General features: G+C 72.2%; 16 protein-coding genes and 7 pseudogenes. 19 read left to right on the forward strand and 4 right to left on the reverse strand.

Annotation, left to right across the window (positions count from 1 at the left end; translation table 11 throughout):
* The first annotated feature begins 103 nt into the window (after nt 1–103).
* Nucleotides 104–360: pseudogene (locus BM536_RS23375) on the forward strand (SCO2583/SCO2584 N-terminal domain-containing protein).
* 169 nt (nt 361–529) lie between these two features.
* On the opposite strand, the gene BM536_RS23380 reads toward BM536_RS23375, so the two are convergent.
* A complete protein-coding gene (locus BM536_RS23380; protein WP_073496420.1) occupies nt 530–796 on the reverse strand; it encodes a hypothetical protein in 267 nt (88 codons plus the stop codon).
* A gap of 140 nt (nt 797–936) precedes the next feature.
* Between BM536_RS23380 and BM536_RS23385 the strand changes: the two are divergent.
* Nucleotides 937–1,659, forward strand: a pseudogene (locus tag BM536_RS23385) (alpha/beta hydrolase); the annotation flags it as partial.
* A gap of 183 nt (nt 1,660–1,842) precedes the next feature.
* Nucleotides 1,843–3,004 (forward strand): annotated as a pseudogene (locus BM536_RS23390) (winged helix DNA-binding domain-containing protein); the annotation flags it as partial.
* Between the two features lie 130 nt (nt 3,005–3,134).
* Here BM536_RS23390 and BM536_RS23395 read toward each other — a convergent pair.
* Nucleotides 3,135–3,422, reverse strand: coding sequence for a hypothetical protein (locus BM536_RS23395; protein WP_073496144.1), 288 nt, complete (start codon nt 3,420–3,422; stop codon nt 3,135–3,137).
* Between the two features lie 142 nt (nt 3,423–3,564).
* Between BM536_RS23395 and BM536_RS23400 the strand changes: the two genes are divergently transcribed.
* From BM536_RS23400 to BM536_RS23445, 11 genes and pseudogenes are all read left to right on the forward strand, one after another.
* Nucleotides 3,565–3,924, forward strand: coding sequence for an ArsC/Spx/MgsR family protein (locus BM536_RS23400; protein WP_073496142.1), 360 nt, complete (start codon nt 3,565–3,567; stop codon nt 3,922–3,924).
* A 65-nt stretch (nt 3,925–3,989) separates the two neighbouring features.
* Nucleotides 3,990–4,364, forward strand: a complete 375-nt coding sequence (locus BM536_RS41850; protein ID WP_211362930.1) for a hypothetical protein — start codon at nt 3,990–3,992, stop codon at nt 4,362–4,364.
* Nucleotides 4,361–4,879 (forward strand): hypothetical protein, encoded by a 519-nt coding sequence (locus BM536_RS23405; RefSeq protein WP_211362931.1) that lies wholly within the window; start codon nt 4,361–4,363, stop codon nt 4,877–4,879. Before BM536_RS41850 ends, BM536_RS23405 begins: the two co-directional genes overlap by 4 nt.
* Nucleotides 4,880–5,018: 139 nt before the next feature.
* Complete coding sequence (locus BM536_RS23410) at nt 5,019–5,738, forward strand: RlpA-like double-psi beta-barrel domain-containing protein (protein ID WP_073496136.1); 720 nt, start codon at nt 5,019–5,021, stop codon at nt 5,736–5,738.
* Between the two features lie 705 nt (nt 5,739–6,443).
* Nucleotides 6,444–7,475, forward strand: a complete 1,032-nt coding sequence (gene glnII / locus BM536_RS23415) for a glutamine synthetase (RefSeq protein WP_073496134.1) — start codon at nt 6,444–6,446, stop codon at nt 7,473–7,475.
* Nucleotides 7,476–7,955: 480 nt separating this feature from the next.
* Nucleotides 7,956–8,078 carry a hypothetical protein gene (locus BM536_RS44025; protein WP_094103525.1) on the forward strand — a complete coding sequence of 41 codons (123 nt, stop codon included), beginning with the start codon at nt 7,956–7,958 and terminating at the stop codon, nt 8,076–8,078.
* Nucleotides 8,079–8,194: 116 nt separating this feature from the next.
* Nucleotides 8,195–8,782 (forward strand): winged helix-turn-helix domain-containing protein, encoded by a 588-nt coding sequence (locus tag BM536_RS23425; protein WP_073496130.1) that lies wholly within the window; start codon nt 8,195–8,197, stop codon nt 8,780–8,782.
* Between the two features lie 60 nt (nt 8,783–8,842).
* Nucleotides 8,843–9,842, forward strand: a pseudogene (locus BM536_RS23430) (NAD-dependent epimerase/dehydratase family protein).
* Nucleotides 9,843–10,272: 430 nt separating this feature from the next.
* Nucleotides 10,273–11,540: pseudogene (locus tag BM536_RS23435) on the forward strand (sensor histidine kinase).
* On the forward strand, nt 11,525–12,175 hold the full coding sequence (locus tag BM536_RS23440) for a response regulator transcription factor (protein ID WP_073496128.1): 651 nt from the start codon (nt 11,525–11,527) through the stop codon (nt 12,173–12,175). The pseudogene BM536_RS23435 and the gene BM536_RS23440 overlap by 16 nt, the downstream one beginning before the upstream one ends.
* A gap of 171 nt (nt 12,176–12,346) precedes the next feature.
* Nucleotides 12,347–13,903, forward strand: a complete 1,557-nt coding sequence (locus BM536_RS23445; protein WP_073496126.1) for a DUF1996 domain-containing protein — start codon at nt 12,347–12,349, stop codon at nt 13,901–13,903.
* A gap of 97 nt (nt 13,904–14,000) precedes the next feature.
* On the opposite strand, the gene BM536_RS23450 is transcribed toward BM536_RS23445, so the two are convergent.
* On the reverse strand, nt 14,001–14,438 hold the full coding sequence (locus BM536_RS23450; RefSeq protein WP_211362932.1) for a hypothetical protein: 438 nt from the start codon (nt 14,436–14,438) through the stop codon (nt 14,001–14,003).
* A gap of 102 nt (nt 14,439–14,540) precedes the next feature.
* Here BM536_RS23450 and BM536_RS23455 point away from each other — a divergent pair, with 102 nt between their 5' ends.
* The 5 genes and pseudogenes from BM536_RS23455 to BM536_RS23475 all read left to right on the forward strand — a co-directional run bounded on the left by BM536_RS23455 (nt 14,541) and on the right by BM536_RS23475 (nt 20,000).
* Complete coding sequence (locus BM536_RS23455; RefSeq protein WP_211362933.1) at nt 14,541–15,035, forward strand: tetratricopeptide repeat protein; 495 nt, start codon at nt 14,541–14,543, stop codon at nt 15,033–15,035.
* 160 nt (nt 15,036–15,195) lie between these two features.
* Nucleotides 15,196–17,117, forward strand: a pseudogene (locus tag BM536_RS23460) (hypothetical protein).
* A 123-nt stretch (nt 17,118–17,240) separates the two neighbouring features.
* Nucleotides 17,241–18,208 (forward strand): annotated as a pseudogene (locus tag BM536_RS23465) (metal-dependent hydrolase).
* A complete protein-coding gene (locus BM536_RS23470; protein WP_073496123.1) occupies nt 18,208–19,242 on the forward strand; it encodes a PDR/VanB family oxidoreductase in 1,035 nt (344 codons plus the stop codon). The pseudogene BM536_RS23465 and the gene BM536_RS23470 overlap by 1 nt, the downstream one beginning before the upstream one ends.
* Before the next feature lie 68 nt (nt 19,243–19,310).
* Nucleotides 19,311–20,000, forward strand: coding sequence for a TetR/AcrR family transcriptional regulator (locus BM536_RS23475; RefSeq protein WP_094103422.1), 690 nt, complete (start codon nt 19,311–19,313; stop codon nt 19,998–20,000).
* A gap of 19 nt (nt 20,001–20,019) precedes the next feature.
* Here the strand turns inward: BM536_RS23475 and BM536_RS23480 are convergent, their stop codons facing one another.
* Nucleotides 20,020–20,376 (reverse strand): 5-carboxymethyl-2-hydroxymuconate Delta-isomerase, encoded by a 357-nt coding sequence (locus BM536_RS23480; protein WP_073496119.1) that lies wholly within the window; start codon nt 20,374–20,376, stop codon nt 20,020–20,022.
* Nucleotides 20,377–20,386: the final 10 nt, after the last annotated feature.

The raw sequence follows: 20,386 nt of genomic DNA on the forward strand, positions 1-20,386 counted from the left end.
TCGGCCTGTTGGGCTCCGCCCCCGTCCTGGTTTCTCAGGGCGGGGGCGCCGTCGTATGGTTTCTGGCACTGCTGTTCGACACGGGCGACGGGGAGAGACGGAGATGTCCCAACAGGACGACACCGAGCGGGAGTTCGACATCAAGTGGGCCGACGGCGCGGAGTACAAGGAGCCCTCGGCGCGCGCCCGCATGCTGGCGGCCGCTGGAAGGAGAACCCGCCCGAGCCCCAGCCCTTCCGGGCCGCCCCCGGCCCGAGGACACCCCGCCGGTCGTCATGGGCATCGACGGCGATCGTCATGGGCTGCGTGATCGCGGTGATCCTGCTGCTGGGGTACTCGCGGTTCCAGGCACCGTACTAGCATCGCGCCGCTGCCCGGGCGGGGCAGCGGCGCGACAGCGCGCTGGAACTCCAGGTGAGGGCGGCGCTCGGGGAGGACGTACGGACCGAGGAGCGCCTCGGCCGCCGGTTCCCGCTGTGAGGTGCTCCCTGACCGTGAGGGGCCCGGCCCGTGAGGGCCCCCGGCGGGCCTACCTGCCGCCGCGCTCGCGGGCGTAGCGGCGCTCCCACTTGGCCTGCTGGTCACGGCGTGCCCGGTAGGCCTTGTACGAGGTCGGCGCGGGCGTGGGGGCGGGGCCCTGCGGAGCGCCCGCGACCGGGCCCGGCGACGTCGGGGACGAGCCGCGGCCGTGGCGCGCGTACAGGTAGAGGACGGCGACCGCGGCGAGCCAGTACAGGTGGTTACCGAATCCCAGGACCACCAGGACGGCGGTTCCGGAGAGAACGACGGTGCCCATGGCGTGCCTCCTTCCTGGGCTTGGACGGACGGGTGTGCTGTGTGGTGGGGATGGGGGGTGGGGTGGCTTCTCCAGAGTAGGGAGGCGGTCACTCAACGTGCATCTCCTTTTCCCGTCCGAAGGCGTGAGTGAATGGGGCGATGAGACCCTTTGTGCACGAGTACCGCGGTGAGCGTCTCAGCGGTGTGTACGGCGAAGGCGGCGGTGGTCCCGGTGCGGCCACCGCCGTCGTCCTGCACGGGGCGGGCAGGAGCAGCAAGGAGCGACTGCTGCCGCTGCTCGGCGAGTTCACGGCGCACGGCTGCCACGCCCTCGCCCTCGACTTCTCCGGGCATGGTGAAAGCAGTGGCGCGCTGCGGGAGTTGAGCCTGCGGCGGCGCTTCGAGCAGGCCCAGGCGGTCATCGACGCGTACGTGCCGGGCGACCGGCCGCTGGTGCTCGTCGGGTTCAGCATGAGCGGACAGACGGTGGCGGACCTCACCGCCCACTACGGGGAGCGGGTCGCGGCCCTGGGCCTGTGCGCGCCCGCGGTGTACGCGGGCGAGGCGTGGGACGTGCCGTTCGGGGACGGGGACGGCCGGTTCAGCACGGTCATCCGGACGCCGGGGAGCTGGCGGGCGGCGCCGGCGCTCGACGCGCTGCGGGCGTACGAGGGGCGGGCGGTGCTCGCCGTGCCGGGTACCGACACGGTGATCCCGGCGGAGGTCACCGAGGCGGTGCAGGACGCGCTGGCCGCCCGTGCCCGGTACGCCCGCCTCGAACTGCCGCGGGCCGACCACCATGTGGGCGCGTGGCTGCGCGATCATCCAGGTGACCGGCGGGCGTTCGTGCGTACCGTGCTCACCGGCCTCGGCGAGGGCGGCTGAACGGCGACCCGCGCCTGGCCGGCCAAGCAGGTGCCGCGGTGAAGGCGCGGCAGGCGCCGCGGTGAAGGCGCGGCAGGCGCCGTACGCATGCCAGGTCCGCCGCACGGGTGGCACTGCCCCGTTGTCAGTGGGGTCGGGGAGGATGCCGGCAGGGACGCGGAGCGACGGACGGAGAGCGGTATGGGCGGCGCGGACGACGGGGTGCGGTACATCGGCGGGACGGAGCGGCGGGCCCGGCTGGCGCTGCGGCACCGGCTGGCGCCGACGGCTCGTGCCCGGACGCCGGAGGAGGTCGCCGACGCGCTCCTCGCCCTGCACGGGAGCGACCCGGCGACGGTGTACCTGGCGGTGGGGGCACGCCTCGCGGACCCGTCGGTGACGGTGCCGGAGACGGACCGGGCGCTGTACCAGGACCGGACACTGGTGCGAATGCACGGCATGCGGCACACCGTGTTCGTGTTCCCGGCCGGACGCACGGCGGTCGTGCACGCCTCGACCGGCCTCACGGTCGCCGCCCGGGAGCGGGCCTCGCTGCTGAAGGACATGGCGAAGGCCGGGGCACCGGACGCGGCCTGGCTGAAGGAGGTCGAGGAGTCGGCGCTCGCCGCGCTGGGGCGGCTGGGCCAGGCTACGGCGGCGGAACTGACCCGCGAGGAGCCCCGGCTGCGGGAGCAGTTCGTGCACTCGGCCGGGAAGAGCTACGAGGGCGTCCACTCGGTCTCCACCCGGCTGCTGAGGGTCCTGGGGGTGGAGGGCAAGGTGGTCCGGGGCCGTCCGCTGGGCTCCTGGACCTCGTCCCAGTTCCGCTGGGCTTTGGCCCCCGAGCATCGCGAACTCGACCCGGCCGCGGCCCAGGCGGAGCTGCTGCGCCACTGGCTCACCGCGTGCGGACCCGCGACCGAGGCGGACCTGAAGTGGTGGACGGGGTGGCGGGTGACGGACGTGCGGCGGGCGCTGGCGGCGATCGGGGCTCGGGCCGTGTCGCTGGACGAGGGCACCGGGTACGTCGTCGACGGCGACGTCGAACCGGTCGCCGCGCCGCAGGAGCCGTGGGCAGCGCTGCTGCCGGCCCTCGATCCCACGGCGATGGGGTGGCAGGCGCGGGACTGGTACCTCTCCCCGGAGCTACGGCCCGCCCTGTTCGACAGAAGCGGGAACGTGGGGCCGACGGTGTGGTGGAACGGGCGGGTCGTGGGGACGTGGGCGCAGCGCGGGGACGGGGAGGTCGTGTGGCGGGTGGCGGCCGGTGAGGGTGTGGGGCGGGACGCGGGAGGCCTTGATCGCGGGGGAGGCGGAGCGGCTGCGGGGGTGGGCGTGGGGGAGACGGAGGGTGAGCCCTCGTACGGCGGTCCGGGCGGGCGACTGTCGCCGGGGCGGCTCGTGGGCCGCGGGGCCCGGCGCTGCCGGGGTGCGGCCTGCGCCCGCCCGGCCGCACCAGGCGGCACGGGAGGGCGCAGGCGGCGGCTGCGGGCCTACCTGCTGTAGCGCATCAGCGCTCGCACCATGTGACACGTCGTGTCCGACGGCGGGTGTACGCCGATCAGTTGGGCCGTGCTGCGGATCTTCTCGTTGCGGGCCTGGTTGGGCAGGTAGACGCCCAGGTCGAGGAGGGCTATCGCGAGGCGCATGGCCTTGAGGCGGCGGTTGTGCATGACGTACCAGTCGCGGGGCCGTCCGGGCGGCAGCGGCCGCTTCTCCACGGGCACGTAGGGCAGGTCGAGTTGGACAGGTCGCTTCGTCTTGAGTGCGGCAGCGGGCACGGGCATCCTCCTGTCGCGGTCAGGGCCCCGGCCGGCACCTCCGGCGGAACCCTCGAACACTGCTTCCATTCTACTGCCCCCCACTGACAATCGCCCCTGGCCAGAGGGGCTTTCAGGCCCCTTTCGAGCTACCGTGACCCGCATGGAGATCTGGATCAACCCCGCCTGTTCCAAGTGCCGCAGCGCCCTCACCCTCCTCGATGCCGAGGGCGCCGACTACACCGTCCGCCGCTACCTGGAGGACGTACCGAGCGAGGAGGAGATCACGGCCGTACTCGACCGGCTCGGGCTGGAACCGTGGGACATCACGCGGACCCAGGAGGCCGAGGCCAAGGAGCTGGGGCTGAAGGAGTGGCCGCGGGACGAAGCCGCGCGGGGGCGCTGGATCGCGGCGCTCGCCGGGCATCCCCGGCTCATCCAGCGCCCGATCATCACCGCGGAGGACGGCACGGCGGTGGTGGCGCGGACGGAGGAGGCCGTACGGGCCGCTCTGTCCCGTTAGTCCGGCTGCGAACGTTTCGTCGGGCGGCGGGAGTTGGGGCGGCCACGCTGTTACCCTCCGCCGCCATGACCTTCGGTGATCAAGGATTCCCTTACGGGCCGCCCGATCGGTACACCCAGTTCGCGGCCGAGCAGAACCGGATCGAGCAGGACCGGATCGAGCAGAACCGGATCGAGCAGGACCGGATCATGCAGGACCGAATACGCCGCCGCCGGCGCAACCGGCGCGTCGCGGTCGCCGGGGTCGGCGCCGTCCTGGTGGCCGCCGTCGCGGCCGGTGTCGTGACGGCGGCGGGCGGGACGACCGGGGCGGCCCGGCTGCCGCTCCCCCGGCGGCCACCGCCACCCCGTCCGCCTCGGGCCCGGCCGTCCCGTCCGTCGACGCGGGCCTCCCCTCGGACGCCCCGAGCGCCCTGCCCTCACTGCTGGCCCGGCCGGTGATCCGGCCCGAGCAGGCGTTCCCGTCGAAGAGCGTCCGCGTCGGGGACGGCTCGCGGTACAGCCGCGTCGACCTCGCCACCACCACCGACTGCGGCAGAGGCATGTCGGCGGAGCTGGCCGAGCTGATCGAACAGGGCGAGGAGTGCGCGCGGTTGACGGCGGCACTGTTCACGGACGCCGACCGGCGCTCGCAGATCACGGTGACCGTGCTGAGCTTCGCCCGCGTCGAGGACGCCTCGCGCGTGTTCATGATGGCCTCGATGGATCCGGTGACCTACCAGGTGGTCTCCCTCGACCCGCCGCCGGAGGCCGGGATGCCGACCGTGCCACCCGGCTCGGCCGGGGTGTTCCGGCGGGTGATGACGGTCCGTTCCGTGGTGTTCGCCAACGGCCAGTGGGGCGACGGCTCGGAGACCGGCGAGGCCGAACTCACCGCCCAGACCGAGGGGTTGCTCCGGCACGTGAACGAGACGGTGGTGGCGTACGAGGACGGGGAGGCCGAGGGGAGCGGCTGAGCTGCCGAGCCGCGGGGCGGGGCGGGGCGGGACAGCTTGTGACGCACGCCACTTCCGCTGACTCCTGTAACCGCTGAGCAACCTCGTTCGGTATCTCGTACATAGCGGCGTACGCTCCCCTACCCCTCAGGAGGCGCGGATGTCGCGCAGGAGAACTCTCGGCCCGAAGAAGAAGATCGCGCTGCTGGTGGGCGCCGCGACGGTGGCGGGAGGTGGTGCCTTCGTCATGGCGGCCACCTCCAACGCCGCGCAGAGCCCGCAGACGGCCGCCGAGTCGACCGTCTGTCAGGGGCTCGCCACCGCCCTCGGCAACAACCAGCGGTTCATCGAGGACCAGCGGGCGAACCCGGACGCGCAGTCCGCGGCCCGGATCACCAACCGTGAAGCGGTCGTCGCGCAGATCAAGGTCCAGCAGGAGGCGTCGGGTTGCGTCGTTGGGGAGTCGGCTCAGGGCTCCCAGGCGACGCAGCCGGCGCAGGGCGGGCAGCAGGGTGGACAGGAGAACGGGCAGCAGGGCGGCGGTCAGCAGGCCACCCCGCCCGCCCAGCCGCCGCAGAGCGCCCCGGCCGACAACCCCGGCGCGGGAAACGCGGGCGGCGGCACCGCGTCCGGCCAGCAGGTCTGCAACGGCTCGACCGTCACCCTCTCCGGTGAGGCGGGTGCCCCGGCCGCGTCCAGCAACCAGTTCCCGGTGGGGACGAAGCTGAAGGTGACCAACCTCGACAACAACAAGTCGACGACCGTCGAGGTGACCTCGGTCTCCGGCAGTTGCGCGCTGCTGAACAACGCGGCGTTCGAGCAGGTCCGCGAGCCCGGCAAGTTCCTCATCCGCCGGGCCCTGATCGAGAAGGTCGGGTGACGCCCAGGAACGGAACCCCATGAGTCGGCGGCCCAGCCCGGAGGGTGCCGCGGGCGGCAGCGCGTGACGGGAGACGTCCGGCAGGACGACGATCCCGGCCCCGCGGCGGCAGCTCGCCGGCCTGGGCCGTCACCTCGTACGTGATGGACGAGGGTCTTCCCCCCTCGCTCGAGCGATGCCGAGAGCGGGGGGAGAGTCCCACTCGAGCGATGCCGAGAGCGGGGGGAGAGTCCCACTCGAGCGATGCCGAGAGCGAGGGGAGAGTCCCACTCGAGCGATACCGAGAGCCGGGGAGAGAGCCCCGCTGTTCACGGCCACGAACAGCAGGACCGGTGATCCGTGCTTCCCGGCCGGCGCACGGGAGACGGCCTCGACGGCGGACCGCCCACGGGCATCTCCCGTGGCAGCCCGGTCATTCCCCTCGCGTGCACCGGTCATTCCCATCGCATACGAGTACTCGCGCGCCCGCAGGCGCCCCGGCGGGCGCACCCGCGTCTGCGAGTGCGAACGGCAACTCCCGGCCGGGCCGTCCTCCTCACACCGTGAGACGGACCACAGAACCACCAGGTAACACGGGGTTCACATTCGAGCAATGACCGGGAAATCGCCTGTTGACAGGCTGCCGGGCATCGAGTGCGGCGCCCCAGTGCCGCAGCGCCGCAGCACCCGCAAGTGCGTCTGACCCACCCCCGAAGGAAGTGGCCCGTGACCTTCAAGGCTGAGTACATCTGGATCGACGGCACCCAGCCGACGGCCAAGCTCCGTTCCAAGACCAAGATCATGACGGGTGAGCCCGTGGGTCTTGACGCGCTGCCGATCTGGGGTTTCGACGGGTCGTCCACGAACCAGGCCGAGGGCCACGCCTCGGACCGTGTCCTCAAGCCGGTCTTCACCTGCCCCGACCCGATCCGCGGTGGCGACGACATCCTCGTGCTGTGCGAGGTCCTCAACATCGACATGACGCCGCACGAGTCCAACACGCGTGCCGCGCTGGCCGAGGTCGCCGAGAAGTTCGCCGCGCAGGAGCCGATCTTCGGCATCGAGCAGGAGTACACGTTCTTCAAGGACGGTTACCCGCTCGGCTTCCCCAAGGGCGGCTTCCCGGCCCCGCAGGGCGGCTACTACTGCGGTGTCGGCGCCGACGAGATCTTCGGCCGTGACGTCGTCGAGGCGCACCTGGACAACTGCCTGAAGGCGGGCCTGGGCATCTCCGGCATCAACGCCGAGGTCATGCCCGGCCAGTGGGAGTTCCAGGTCGGCCCGCTCGCGCCGCTGGAGGTCTCCGACCAGCTGTGGGTGTCCCGTTGGCTGCTCTACCGCACCGCCGAGGACTTCGGCGTCGCCGCCACCCTCGACCCGAAGCCGGTCAAGGGCGACTGGAACGGCGCCGGCGCGCACACCAACTTCTCCACCAAGGCGATGCGCGAGACGTACGAGGCGATCATCACCGCGTGCGAGTCCCTCGGTGAGGGCTCCAAGCCGCTCGACCACGTCAAGCACTACGGCGCCGGCATCGACGACCGTCTGACCGGTCTGCACGAGACCGCCCCGTGGAACGAGTACTCCTACGGCGTCTCCAACCGTGGCGCCTCGGTCCGCATCCCGTGGCAGGTCGAGAAGGACGGCAAGGGTTACATCGAGGACCGCCGCCCGAACGCCAACGTGGACCCGTACCTGGTGACCCGCCTGATCGTGGACACCTGCTGCTCCGCGCTGGAGAAGGCCGGCCAGGTCTGATCCCGGTCTGAGCCGGGTCCGAGCCGGGTCCGAGCCGGGTCCGAGTCAGGACTGAGCCGGGACCGAGCCGGGCCTGAATCAGGCCTGGGGCAGGACTTCCCGGATCTGGTCCCGGACTCGTCCGGACTGTCCCGGGTCTACCCGCGTCTTCCCGGAAGGGGCGCCCGCCGCGTCGGCGGGGCGCCCCTTCCGCGTATCGGGTGCTGCCGGCCCGCGTGACCGAACGCGCCCACGCCTTCGTCCCGGCGATCGCCGGGTCGGCTTACCGCCGGCCGCGCCGAGGACGCCGTGGTCGCCGTGGAACCGTCGGCCCGGCAGGCGCTCGAGTGGGGGAAGGTCCACGTGGGCCGTGAACTGACGTCCATTTCCGTCCGCGAGTCGTCCGCGTGCGCCTGTGTGTCGTCCGCGACTTCGTCCGCGCGTCGTCCAAGCAGTGAGAGGAGGCTCCTGTCCGGGGCGGGTGTCTGCTTCAATGGGCGCATGGCCAGCTTCATGAAGCACACCGCGACGGGTCGCCATGACCTCGAGCCGTTCTGGCCTTCCCGTCAGCACCACGACTTCGACCGGGTGTGTTGCCGCGCGGTGAACGCGCCGGCCCTCTAAAGCCGTTACCCCGGTCTTCGACCGGCGCGAACAACGACGTACGTCCCCCGACGGGTCCGACCACGAATCGGCCGTCGCCTCCTGACGAACCTCTCGCGCGAAAGAGCTGACCTCTCATGGCGACCACTCGTTCCTTCTCCGACGCCCCCGCCGCCCTCCCGGCCCCGGCCCGGCACCGCCTCCGTGCGGTGGACCGCGACGAGGTCGTGGACGTGACGGACTTCCTGCCGCCGGGTGCCACCTGGCTGCCCGCTCCGCCTCACACCCTGCCCATCCTGCCGGGGCAGCCTCCGATGATCGGCTATCTGGTGCTCGTCCCGGCCGACCAGCAGCCGCCGTTCCCGCCGGTGGCGGTGCCCGACCGGCCGGTGGCCTCCCAGCCGGTGGACGACGAGGCCACGCCCGACCGTGATGCGCTCGTGCGGATCGACTCCGTGCAGCGCACCGCGTGGGTGAGCGGGCGTGAACTCGACCTGACCTACCTGGAGTTCGAGCTGCTCGCGCATCTCGTCGCGCACCCGAACCGGGTGCACACCCGCGACCAGCTCGTCACCACCGTGTGGGGCTACGGGCATGTGGGCGACGGCCGTACCGTCGACGTCCACATCGCCCGGCTGCGCCGCAAGCTGGGCGCGGAGCACCGCCGGGCGATCCAGACGGTGCGCCGGGTGGGCTACAAGTACACTCCGCCGGCCGGCCGGTGATCCTCTGCTGAGGGCAGAGGGCGGTTCCCTCCCGGCGTCCGGCCGGGCAGAGTCACCGGCATGAGACTTCTGGTGCTGGGTGGTACGGAGTTCGCGGGACGCCGTCGTAGAGGCGGCCCTCGGGCGCGACTGGGAGGTGACCGTCCTCAACCGGGGACGGCACGCGCCCGTCCCTGGTGCGCGGACCCTGGTCGGCGACCGGACCGCGCCCGGTGGCCTCGACGCGCTGACGGACGGCGAGTGGGACGCCGTCGTCGACACCTGGTCGGCGGCGCCCCGCGCGGTGCACGAGGCGGCGCGGCTGCTGCGGGGCCGCGCCCGCCGGTATGTGTACGTGTCGAGCTGCTCGGTCTACACCTGGGCCCCTCCCGCCGGGTACGCCGAGGACGCGCCGCTCGTCGAGGGCGCCGAGCCCGACGCGGAGCAGACCGACTACCCGCGCGACAAGCGGGGCGGCGAGCTGGCCGCCGTCGACGCGTTCGGGGCGGCGGACTCCGTGCTCGTACGGGCCGGGCTGATCCTCGGGCCGTACGAGAACATCGGCCGGCTGCCCTGGTGGCTGACCCGGACGGCCCGCGGCGGCCCGGTCCTGGCGCCGGGACCGCGCGAACTGCCCCTTCAGTACGTCGACGTCCGCGATCTCGCCGAGTGGATCTGCGGGGCGGTGGAGCAGGGGCTCAGCGGGCCGTTCAATCTGATCAGCCCGCAAGGGCACGCCACCATGGGCGAGTTGTTGGAGGCCTGTGTGCGGGTCACCGGCGGTCCGGCCGAACTCCGCTGGACCGCACCGGAGATCGTCCTCGACGCGGGCATCGAACCGTGGACACAACTGCCCGTGTGGGTGCCGCCGGGCAGCGACATGCACGACGCCCTGCACTCGGCGGACGTCTCACGGGCGGTGGCCACCGGACTGGTCTGCCGACCGGTCGGGGAGACCGTCGCCGACACCTGGCGGTGGCTCCGGGAGATCGGCGGCGAGGCACCCCAGCGCCCGGACCGACCGCGCAAGGGTCTGGACCCGGAGGTGGAGGCGAAGGTACTGGCAGCGGGTGGGGAGTAGCCGCCCGGCTTTCCCCGACGGCCGGGAGGCCGGGCGGGGCGGCGGGTACGGAGTCGTCGTTCGGGCCGCAGCGGGGCAGCGCGTACGGACTCGCCGTTCAGCCCACCCCGGAGACAGCGGGCACGGAGCCGTCGTTCGAGCCACCGCGGGGGCAGCAGGCACGGACTCGCCGTTCGGGCCACCCCGGAGACAGCGGGCACGGAGCCGTCGTTCGCCCCGCCGGAGACAGCCGGCACGCAGCCGTCGTTCGCCCCGCCGGAGGCAGCCGGCACGGAGTCGTCGTTCGGCCCGCCGGGGGCAGCCGGCACGGAGTCGTCGTTCGGCCTGCCGTGGCGGGCCGGACTCCGGGCGCAGGTGTACCTGACACCACCCCCTGACCCGGGGGTTCGGCCCAGTGCCCCCGGTCCGCCGGTCGGCCAGACTTACGGGCATGAACACCAACACGAAGAGCGACGGCGGCGGTTCGAGGGCTCGGGGCATGGTGCGGGCCGCCGGGCGCGGGTTCGTGCTGGCCGTGGCCTCCCTCCCGCTGGCCGTCCTCTGCTTCACCCTCACCGCCGTGTCGATCGCCCTCATCCCCATCGGCGTCGGCATCGTCACCACGCCCTACGTCCTGACCGGCGTGCGCATGTTCGCGAACTGGCGGCGGGTCCTCGCCGCCGAGTGGGGCGGGGTGCGCATCCCGTCGGCGTACCGGCCGATACCCGAGGGCGCCAACCCCTGGACCCGCACCTTCGCGATGCTGCGGGACCCTGCGACCTGGCGTGACCTGCGGTGGCTGCCGGTGGACATGACGGCGGGGTTCCTGACGGCGCTGCTGCCCGCGGTCCTGGTCCTCTACCCGCTGGAGGGGTTCACGCTGGCGCTCGGGCTGTGGCGGGTGTACGGCGAAGACCCCTACTGGTACGGGTTCGTGCCCGTCTCCGACCAGGTCTCCGCGCTGGGTGCAGCGGCCCTGGGCGCCGTCGTGCTGGTCCTCGCCCACCGGTACGCGGTGAGCGCCTTCCAGGTCCACTTCCGCCTCACCCGGGCCGTCCTCACCCCCAGCCAGGCAGAACTTGCCGAGCGCGTAAGGGTGCTGACCGAGACGCGGCGGGACGCCGTGGACACCTCGGCCTCCGAACTGCGGCGCATCGAGCGCGACCTGCACGACGGGGCCCAGGCCCGCCTGGTGGCGATGGGCATGGATCTCGGGACGGTCGAGATGCTCGTCGACAAGGACCCCGAGCAGGCCAAGCAACTCCTCGCACAGGCCCGCCGGTCCTCCGCGGACGCCCTCGACGAACTGCGCGACCTGGTGCGCGGTATCCATCCGCCGGTGCTCGCCGAACGCGGACTGGGCGACGCCGTACGGGCGTTGGCGCTGCGACTGCGACGCCCAGCGAGGTGACCGTCGAGCTGCCCGGCCGGACCGAGGCCCCCGTGGAGTCTGCGGCGTACTTCGCGGTCAGCGAGGTGCTCACCAACGCCGTCAAGCACTCCGGCGCCGACCGGATCTGGGTCGACCTGCATCACGCGGACGGCCATCTGGGGATCTCGGTCACCGACAACGGCAAGGGCGGCGCGAAGATCGGGGCCGGCTCGGGACTGGCCGGGGTCGAGCGGCGACTGGGTACATTCGACGGCGTCCTGGCCGTCAGCTCCCCGGCGGGCGGTCCCACCATGGTGACCATGGAGATTCCGTGCGTGTTGTCCTAGCCGAAGACCTGTTCCTGCTACGGGACGGACTCGTCCGGCTCCTGGAGGCGTTCGGCTTCGAGATCGCCGCCGCCGTCGAGAGCGGACCCGAACTGGAGCGGGCACTCGCCGAACTGAAGCCGGACGTCGCCGTCGTCGACGTCCGGCTTCCGCCGACCCACACCGACGAGGGACTCCAGTGCGCGCTGCGGGCCCGGCGGGAACGGCCGGGCCTGCCGGTGCTGGTCCTGTCCCAGCACGTGGAGCAGTTGTACGCGCGCGAGCTGCTCGCCGACGGGAGCGGCGGGGTGGGCTATCTGCTGAAGGACCGGGTCTTCGACGCGGAGCAGTTCGTGGACGCGGTACGGCGGGTCGCGGCGGGCGGGACGGCGATGGATCCGCAGGTGATCCAGCAGTTGCTGGCCCGGCGCGGTGACGACCGGCCGCTGGCCCGGCTGACGCCGCGTGAGCGGGAGGTGATGGAGCTGATGGCGCAGGGCCGGTCGAACGCGGCGATCGCCCAGAAGATGGTCGTCACCGAGCGGGCCGTGGCGAAACACACCGCCAACATCTTCGTCAAGCTGGGTCTGGAGGTCTCGGACGACGACAACCGGCGCGTCCTGGCCGTGCTCGCCTATCTGGACCGGGATCGGTGACCGCCACAACTACCGTTCCGTGTGCGACTGTTGAGGCGGAATTGTCCCACGGGCCTCTCATCAATTTCCGAGACGGCTGAACGCCTCCGGGGCGGCCTGCGTATGGAGAGTCGCCGCTTCACTCCTGTCGGGCGCCTCGATGCTGCCCCGCAAGGAAGTCAGAGGAGTTCCATGGGACGCAACACACGTAAACGCCGTTCGTCGATGGCCAACAAGGCCATAGCCGCGTCGGCGGCCCTAGCGCTCGGTGGGGGCGGGCTGATCTGGGCGAACTTCTACGCTTCTGCGCACGAGTCGAAGAACTCGTCGCAGAACCAGACCAAGGCCGCTGCCGCGCAGGTGGCCACCATCTCCTGCCCCGACGTCGGGCAGAAGTTGACGAGCGTGCCCGGCGGGGCACGTTCGGGGGTCGACAGGGAGCTGGCGAACCTCGACAAGCAGATCACCGAGGCCTACGCCCGGCTCGCCTCCACACGCCAGGCACAGACCAATGACGCCGGTTTCGTGCAGAACGCGATCGTCGGCCCCCTCAAGGAGAAGAGGGCCGCCACGATCGACCGGATCCGCATCAACATCCAGCGTGCGGGCGGCCAGGTCCAGGACCTGAGCCAGCTCTCCGCCTGCACCACTCAGGGCGCGCAGACCAACGCCGGCGAGGCCGGCAACGGCCAGAACGGTGGCCAGCAGGACGGTGGCCAGCAGGGCGGTGGCGACCAGAACGGTGGCGAGCAGGACGGCGGTCAGCAGGACGGCGGCCAGGGCAACGGCCAGCAGGGCAACGGTGGCCAGGCCGGCAACGGCCCGGCGGCGGCGGACTTCGTCGACATCACCAAGGTCCGGCAGAACGCCCAGCCCGGCGTGGGCGCCAACGGTCTGCGCGCGAACGGCAACGGCGGATCGCGCGGCACCTTCACCAGCGTCTGCGGCACCAACGGCAACGACAACCACAACACGGACAACGTGATCGTCGCCCCCGGTGTCACCAACGGCGCGCACCACCTGCACGACTACGTCGGCAACCAGAACAACGACGCGTTCGCCAGCGACCAGGTTCTGGCGGCTGCCGAGACCAGCTGCCAGAACCAGGGCGACAAGTCGTCGTACTTCTGGCCGGTGCTGCGCCTCCAGGACGGTACGCAGGACTTCGACCAGAACAACGACGGCGGTGGCAAGGAGGGCAACGTCGGCAAGATCCTTCAGCCGGCCCAGGCCCAGCTGAAGTTCGTCGGCAACAAGCGGGGCAAGGTCGTCGCGATGCCGACGGGGCTGCGCATCATCACCGGTGACGCCAAGGCCTTCGTCAACGGTGTGGGCAACGCCAACGTCAACTGGAGCTGCACCGGCTTCGAGAACAAGGTGCAGCTGGAGGACAAGTACCCGATCTGCCCGCAGGGCAGCCAGGTCGTGCGTACCTCCAACTTCCAGAGCTGCTGGGACGGTCAGAACATCGACAGCGCCAACCACCGCACGCACGTGGCGTTCGTCCAGGCCAACGGAAGCTGCGCGAACGGTTTCAAGGCGATCCCGCAGCTCCAGGTCCGTCTGGTCTACAACGTCCCGGCGCCCAAGATCCAGAACGGCACGGTGGTGAACCCGTACGCGGTGGACACCTTCCCGGAGCAGCTGCACAAGCCGATCACCGACCACAACGACTTCATCAACTTCTTCTCCCAGAACACGATGAACAAGATGGTCAACTGCATCAACACCGGCAAGAAGTGCAAGTAGGTCTCGGTCTGACCGCACACTGAGAGGCCGGCGGTGAGGGTTTCCTCACCGCCGGCCTTTCGTTTCCGGGTGTGCCGCGTACGCGTTCTCGGCACATTCAGTGGCCGGAGTGCGTCGCGCCCTCCGACGGCTCGTGCGCGGAGTGGTCCGTGCCCTCCTCGATGTCACCGCCGAGCGTGCCCCGCAGCGCCGTGACGGTGCTGGTCTCCTCGCCCACGGCGATCCACTTGCGGCCGACCAGGTAGTGACCGCCGTAGTCCTTGGCGCCGTTGATCCACTCGCGCTGGCCGCGGTCGGTGGCGAACGTCAGCAGGATGAACTTGCCGTCGGCGTTCTCGCAGAGCGCCTGACGGAGTTCGTCGGCGTCGGTCTGCATGTCGGGCGTGCACTTCACCTCGGCGGCCAGATGCTCCAGGCTGCCGGTCGCGGTCGCCGGCACGCTCTTCTCCGTGCCTCCGTCGGAACCACAGCCCGTCAGCATCAGCGCCGCCGCGGCCGCCGTCGCCACCGCGAACATCGGTCGGGTCACCTTCATCTGTTCCTCCCTGCGAAAGCCTCCCCCTGGATACGGCTCCCGCGCGCGGTGCGCTCAAAATACCCGGTGCGGTCTCCGGGGCGGCCGTGCGAGGGTGACCCGGTGAACCAGGACTGGGAATACCGCGTGGCCGCTGCCTGGGCCACCTTCGACGAGTATCCACAGGAGGACGCGGCCGCCTTCCGGGCCGTGATCGACGCGCTCGTCGCCGAGCTGCCGCCGGACAGCCCGCTCGGCCCGTTCGAGCGGGGCTGCGCGTGGGACTCCACCGGCCACTCCGACAAGGCGGTCCCGCTGTACCAGGAGGCGCTGGCCCGTGGCCTCGACGGCTACCGGGGCAGGCGGACGAAGATCCAACTCGCCAGTTCGCTGCGGAACTGCGGCCGGGCGGGCGAGGGCGTCGAGCTGCTGACCCCCGAACTGGACGCTCCCTCAGACGAGTTGGACGACGCGGTGCGCGCCTGTCTGGCGCTGTGCCTGTCCGGCCTGGGCCGCGACCGCGAGGGCCTGTCGCTGGTCCTGGAGGCCCTGGCCCCCCATCTGCCCCGCTACCAGCGGTCCATGGCGAACTACGCGCGAGCGCTCGTGGCGGAGTAGCCACCGGCAAACGCGAAGAAGCACGAAGAATCACGAAGAAGCGCCAAGCAACGCCAGGAAGCGCGAAGAAGCAGGAAGAAGCGGTGAGCAGCTCCCCTGGGGCCAGGCGCGTACAGGCCGGCCGGGGTGACCATCCCCCGGCTCGCTCGTTCTGCTGGACGTGCAGTCACAGGATGTCGCCCCGCGCCCCGCACCCGGTTCCCCCGCCGACCGGATCGTCGACGTCGAGCAGGCCGAGGCCGCGCTCGTCGAGCACTACCCGCGTCTGGTCCGGCTCGCCTACCTGGTGCTGCCACCCCGCCTCGGCCGCGGCAGGCGCGTCCTCACCGCCCACGCCCTCGTCCAGCGCGCGCTGCCCCGCCGCCGCACCTCGGCCCCGGCCATCCCCTCCCAGTCCACCGCCCGCGACGGCGACCCGGGCTACGCCTACGTCCGCCTCCAGGTCGTCCGTACGGCGCTGGAGGCGGGCCTGCCACTGCGGCGCCGGGCGCTGCCCAGGCGCGCCCAACTGCCGCCGCTGCTGCCACAGGTGTGGGGGCTGCGTCTCTTCCCGCGTTCGGGTGGCGCCGACGAACTCGCCCTGGACCAGCGACTGTCCGCGCTGTCCGGCCCGGCCCGCGCCGCCTACGTTCTGCGCGGCCTGGAGAAACTCCCCGACGGCGACGTGCGCGAGGTGCTGAGCGAGGCCGGCGTCGACGACGTGGACGCCGCGCTGCGGGGGGCCGACACGGTCGCCGCGCGGTACGCGCTGCTCGACTCCACCGAGTTCGATCCCTGCTCGCTCCAGGCCCGCCCCACCGACCTGATGCGACGGCGCCAGCACACCAAGGCGGCGCTGGCCGCGGTTGCGGCACTCGCCGTGTGCGGCGCCCTGGTCGCGTTGCCGGGCGGCGGCTGGGGGCCCGACGGGCGGCCGCCCCGGTGTACGCGCAGAACCCGGCGGCCGAAGCCGCCCTCGACCCCGGGCGGCTGGTGAAGATCTCCCCCGCCGCCTGGAAGACCTCCGCGCGCACCGACTTCTCCGTCTGGCCCGCGCGCGGCGACCTCGCCGACGACGACGCGCTGCTGCGCCGCGCCCTCGCCGTCTGGGCCCGTCCCGGCGAGCGGGTCAGCGTCTCGTCGACTCCCGGCACCCCGTCCGGCGGTCCCGCCGGCCCGCCCCACCTGCTGTACGCGGGGGACATCGACACGGCCCGCGTGGTCATCCTGTACGACGGCCTGCGCATCGTCCGCTACGCCGAACCGCGGGACGGCACGGCGGGGGCCGCGCTGGACTTCGCTCGGGTGGACGGCGCGACCGGCGCCGAGGCGGCGGCGGTGGTCCTGGACCGGGCCGACGGCAACGTCCGCTATCTCACGGCCCCCTGGGTGTCGAAGGCGGCCGAACGGGACCTGTCCAAGCCGAGTGCCGGAGTGATGGACCTGACCCTGACCGAGGGCATCACCTCGCCGCTGTCCAGCCCCGCCACCCGCGCCGGCGCCTGCACCACGTGGAACGTGCTCCAGGTGACCGACGCCTCCGGGTCGTATCTGCTGAGCGACCTCGGTGAGCTGGTGCCCGCCCGGCTGACCGCGGGCCGGCCCACCACGCCGAAGGAGGCGTCGGGCGCGGAGGCGCTGCGCACCTGGGCGCCGTTCGCCTGCTCGCTGGGCGAGGTCCGGGCGCAGGGTGTGCGGTCGGTCAACGCCTGGGCGTACGCGCGCCAGCCGCTGCCCGACGCGGGCGGACAGGCCGGGTGGGTGTGCACGCGCGCCGACACCTGGAGGGGCGACGGGAGCCGGGTGCTGGCCCAGTTCCACACGCCGGGCGGGCTGTTCGGGGCGGTCACGGCCCAGGCCGGTGACGTTCCGGCCTGCGGTCCGCGCGACCCGCATGTGCTGGCCGGGGTGCTGTGGAAGTCGGAGGCGGGTGCCTGGTACCTCCTCGCCGCCGGGGACAGGGACACCGAGTCGGTGCGCGCGACGGGCGGGGTGAGCGCCTCCGGGGAGGGCAATCTGCTGGCCGTACCGGCGAAGCAGGGCGCGCAGGCCGGGCTGGAGGGGACGCTGGAGGGCGGGCGGTCGATCAAGGGGCTGCGCTGACCGGTTGCCCGTGCCGCCGTCCGTGCGGTTCTCCCCGTTGTCCGTGAATCCTCTGTGACGTGGTCCCGAAGTCGGGCGTGCACGGGGGTTCACCCTTGCCCTACCCGTCAGTACATTGACGTCATGTCTAACAAGAAGGCCGTCCGGACACCCCAGCCGGTCGAGGACGAACGCGTCGCGCTCAAGGCGCGGAAGGTGTCCTTCTCCTGGGAGGACACCCCGCTGCACTGGGTGCCGGGGGATCCCTTCGCCACGCACACCATCAACGTGCTGCACCTGCTGCTGCCGGCCGGTGAGCGGTGGTTCGTGCACGTGTACAAGCAGGTGCTGCCCCACATCCGGGACGAGCGGCTGCGCGAGGACGTCATCGGGTTCATCGGGCAGGAGGCCATGCACTCCCAGGCCCACGACGAGGTCCTGCCGCACCTGAGGGAGCAGGGGCTCGACCCGACGCCGTACACCGCGCAGATCGACTGGTTCTTCGAGAGGCTGCTCGGGGACCGGAGACTGCCGCCGGGGCGTGCTCGCCGCTGGTGGCTGCTGGAACGGGTGGCGCTGATCGCAGCCATCGAGCACTACACGGCGTTCCTCGGCGACTGGGTGCTCAACGCCCGGGAGTTGGACCGGAGGGGCGCCGATCCGACCATGCTGGACCTGCTGCGCTGGCACGGCGCGGAGGAGGTCGAGCACCGCTCGGTCGCCTTCGACCTGTTCACGCACGTCGACGGCGGCTACCGGCGGCGCGTGCGGACCTGGGCGATCGCGTTCGCCGCGCTGGTGTTCCTGTGGCAGCGCGGGGCCCGGTTCTTCATGGAGAACGATCCGACGCCGGTCGACGGCCGCGCCTCCTTCAAGGCGTTCTACGTGCGCGGCGGCGGGGCACGCTGCCGGCGACCGGCGCGCTGCTGAGGTCGATACCGCGCTATCTGAGCCGTACGTACCACCCCTCCCAGGAGGCGTCGACGGCGCAGGCGGTCGCCTACCTGGCCTCCTCCCCCGCCGCGCTGGCCGCCGAGGCAGCGACCGCGACCGCAGGAGTCGACACCGCCACCGCCACCGCCACCGCCACCGACGGCAAGGGGGTCGCGTGATGCCGAAGCCGCTGACCGTCGTCGCCGTCGCGGGTGCCGCGCTGCTGGTGCGGCGGGCGCTGCGGCGCCGTGTCCAGGGCTCGCCGCTGTGGCCGATGCCGGCCCTCGACGAACCGGTGTCCGGGCGGCCCCGGTCGCGGGCGCTGCGGCTGCTGGTGGCCTCGCGCGAGACCGTCGCCGAGGGGGTCGTGCAACTCAGGCTGGAAGGGCGGGGGTTGCCGCGCTGGGAGCCGGGGGCACATCTGGACCTGGTGCTGCCGTCGGGGCTGGTGCGGCAGTACTCGCTGTGCGGGGACCCGGCGGACACCTCGTCGTACACCGTCGCCACCCGGCTCGTCGAGGACGGGCGGGGCGGTTCGCGGGAGGTGCACGAGCAGGTCCAGGAGGGCATGGAGATCGAGGTGCGGGGGCCGCGCAACCGATTCCCGCTCGTCGACGCCCCCGCCCATGTCTTCGTGGCGGGCGGCATCGGCATCACCCCGATCCTGCCGATGCTGCGGGCCCTGCCGGACGGCGCCGAGTGGCGGCTGCTGTACGGCGGGCGGACGCGGGCCTCGATGCCGTACCTGGAGGAAGTCCGCGCGCTCGGGGCGGGGCGGGTGAGTGTGGTCGCCGAGGACGAGGACGGGCGGCCCGACCTGGACGCGCTGTTCGCGGACCTGCCCGAGAAGGTCGCGGTCTACTGCTGCGGGCCCGAGGGGCTCCTGGCGGCCGTGGCCAGGCGGGTGCCGGACGTCCGGTTCGAGCGGTTCACCGCCGGGGTGGCCGACGGCGGAGCCTTCGAGGTCGAACTGCGGCGCAGCGGGCGAGTGGTGGCGGTCCCGGCGGACTCGTCCGTACTGGCCGCGGTGCGGGCCGAGCTGCCGGACACGGCGTACTCGTGCGAGCAGGGCTTCTGCGGGACCTGCCAGCAGCGGGTGCTGGAGGGCGAGGTGGAGCACCGGGACGAGTTGCTGACCGACGCGGAGCGTGACGACTCGATGCTGATCTGTGTGTCCCGGTCCCGAAGTGACCGTCTGGTCCTCGACATGTGAGAACGCCGTGCGAATACCACGGTCGGTCCGGTCCGTTCGCGTCCGGATTCGATCGGTAAGGTGTTCGTATGACTATCGGGGTTCGCCGCAGAATGGGAGTGGAGGAGCGGCGACAGCAGTTGATCGGCGTCGCTCTCGAACTCTTCGCCCGTCGTTCCCCCGACGAGGTCTCCATCGACGAGATAGCGGCGGCCGCGGGCATCTCGCGGCCGCTCGTCTACCACTACTTCCCCGGCAAACTCAGCCTGTACGAGGCCGCGTTGCAGCGGGCCTCGGAGGATCTGGCGAGCCGGTTCGCCGAGCCGCACGAGGGGCCGCTGGGCGCCCGGCTGCTGCGGGTGATGCGCCGGTACTTCGACTTCGTCGACGCGCACGGCCCCGGCTTCTCGGCCCTGATGCGCGGCGGCCCGGCGGTCGGCTCCTCCACCACGAACGCGCTCGTCGACTCCGTGCGCCAGGCCGCCTACGAGCAGATCCTGTCGCATCTGGAGGTCGCCGAGGCGCCCGCGCGGCTCGAACTGATCGTCCGCTCCTGGATCTCGCTCGCCGAGTCGACCGCGCTGATCTGGCTGGACGGGCGACGCATCCCGCGTGAGGAACTGGAGATCAAGCTCGTGCGCGACTTCGCCGCCCTGACCGCCGTCACCGCCGCCTACGACGAGGAACTGCGCGCCCTGCTGCGGCCCGTCCTGAGCAGGGAACCGGCCGACGGCCCGTTCGGCGACCTGATGACCCGGCTGATCGCGCTGGCGTCGTAGGACCGGACAGGCGGGCTGCCTACTCCTCGTACTTGCGGTACGACGGGTCGAGGTCGCGTACCTCGGCGGAGGCGTGCAGGGCCAGTCCCGCCGTCGGCTTCACGTGCTGCCGCAGCAGTTCCAGGACGGCCTCGGTGAGCCGGGCCTTGGTCTCCTCGGTGCGGCCGGCCAGCAGGGCGATGTGGACGTGCACGATGGCGTGGCCCTCGGTGTCGGGGCCGACGGTGGCGTCCTCGGTACGGCGGAACCGCGTCTTGCAGGCCGGCGGCTTCGCGGCGGCGATCTCGACCACGGCCTCGTGCAGCGCGGTGGCGAAGCCGGGCCGGTCGAAGTCGTCGGCGAGCCGGTCGGAGTAGTCGACGGTGATCTGCGGCATGGGCACCCCT

Source organism: Streptomyces phaeoluteigriseus (genome assembly GCF_001896135.2).
Classification (GTDB): domain Bacteria; phylum Actinomycetota; class Actinomycetes; order Streptomycetales; family Streptomycetaceae; genus Streptomyces; species Streptomyces phaeoluteigriseus.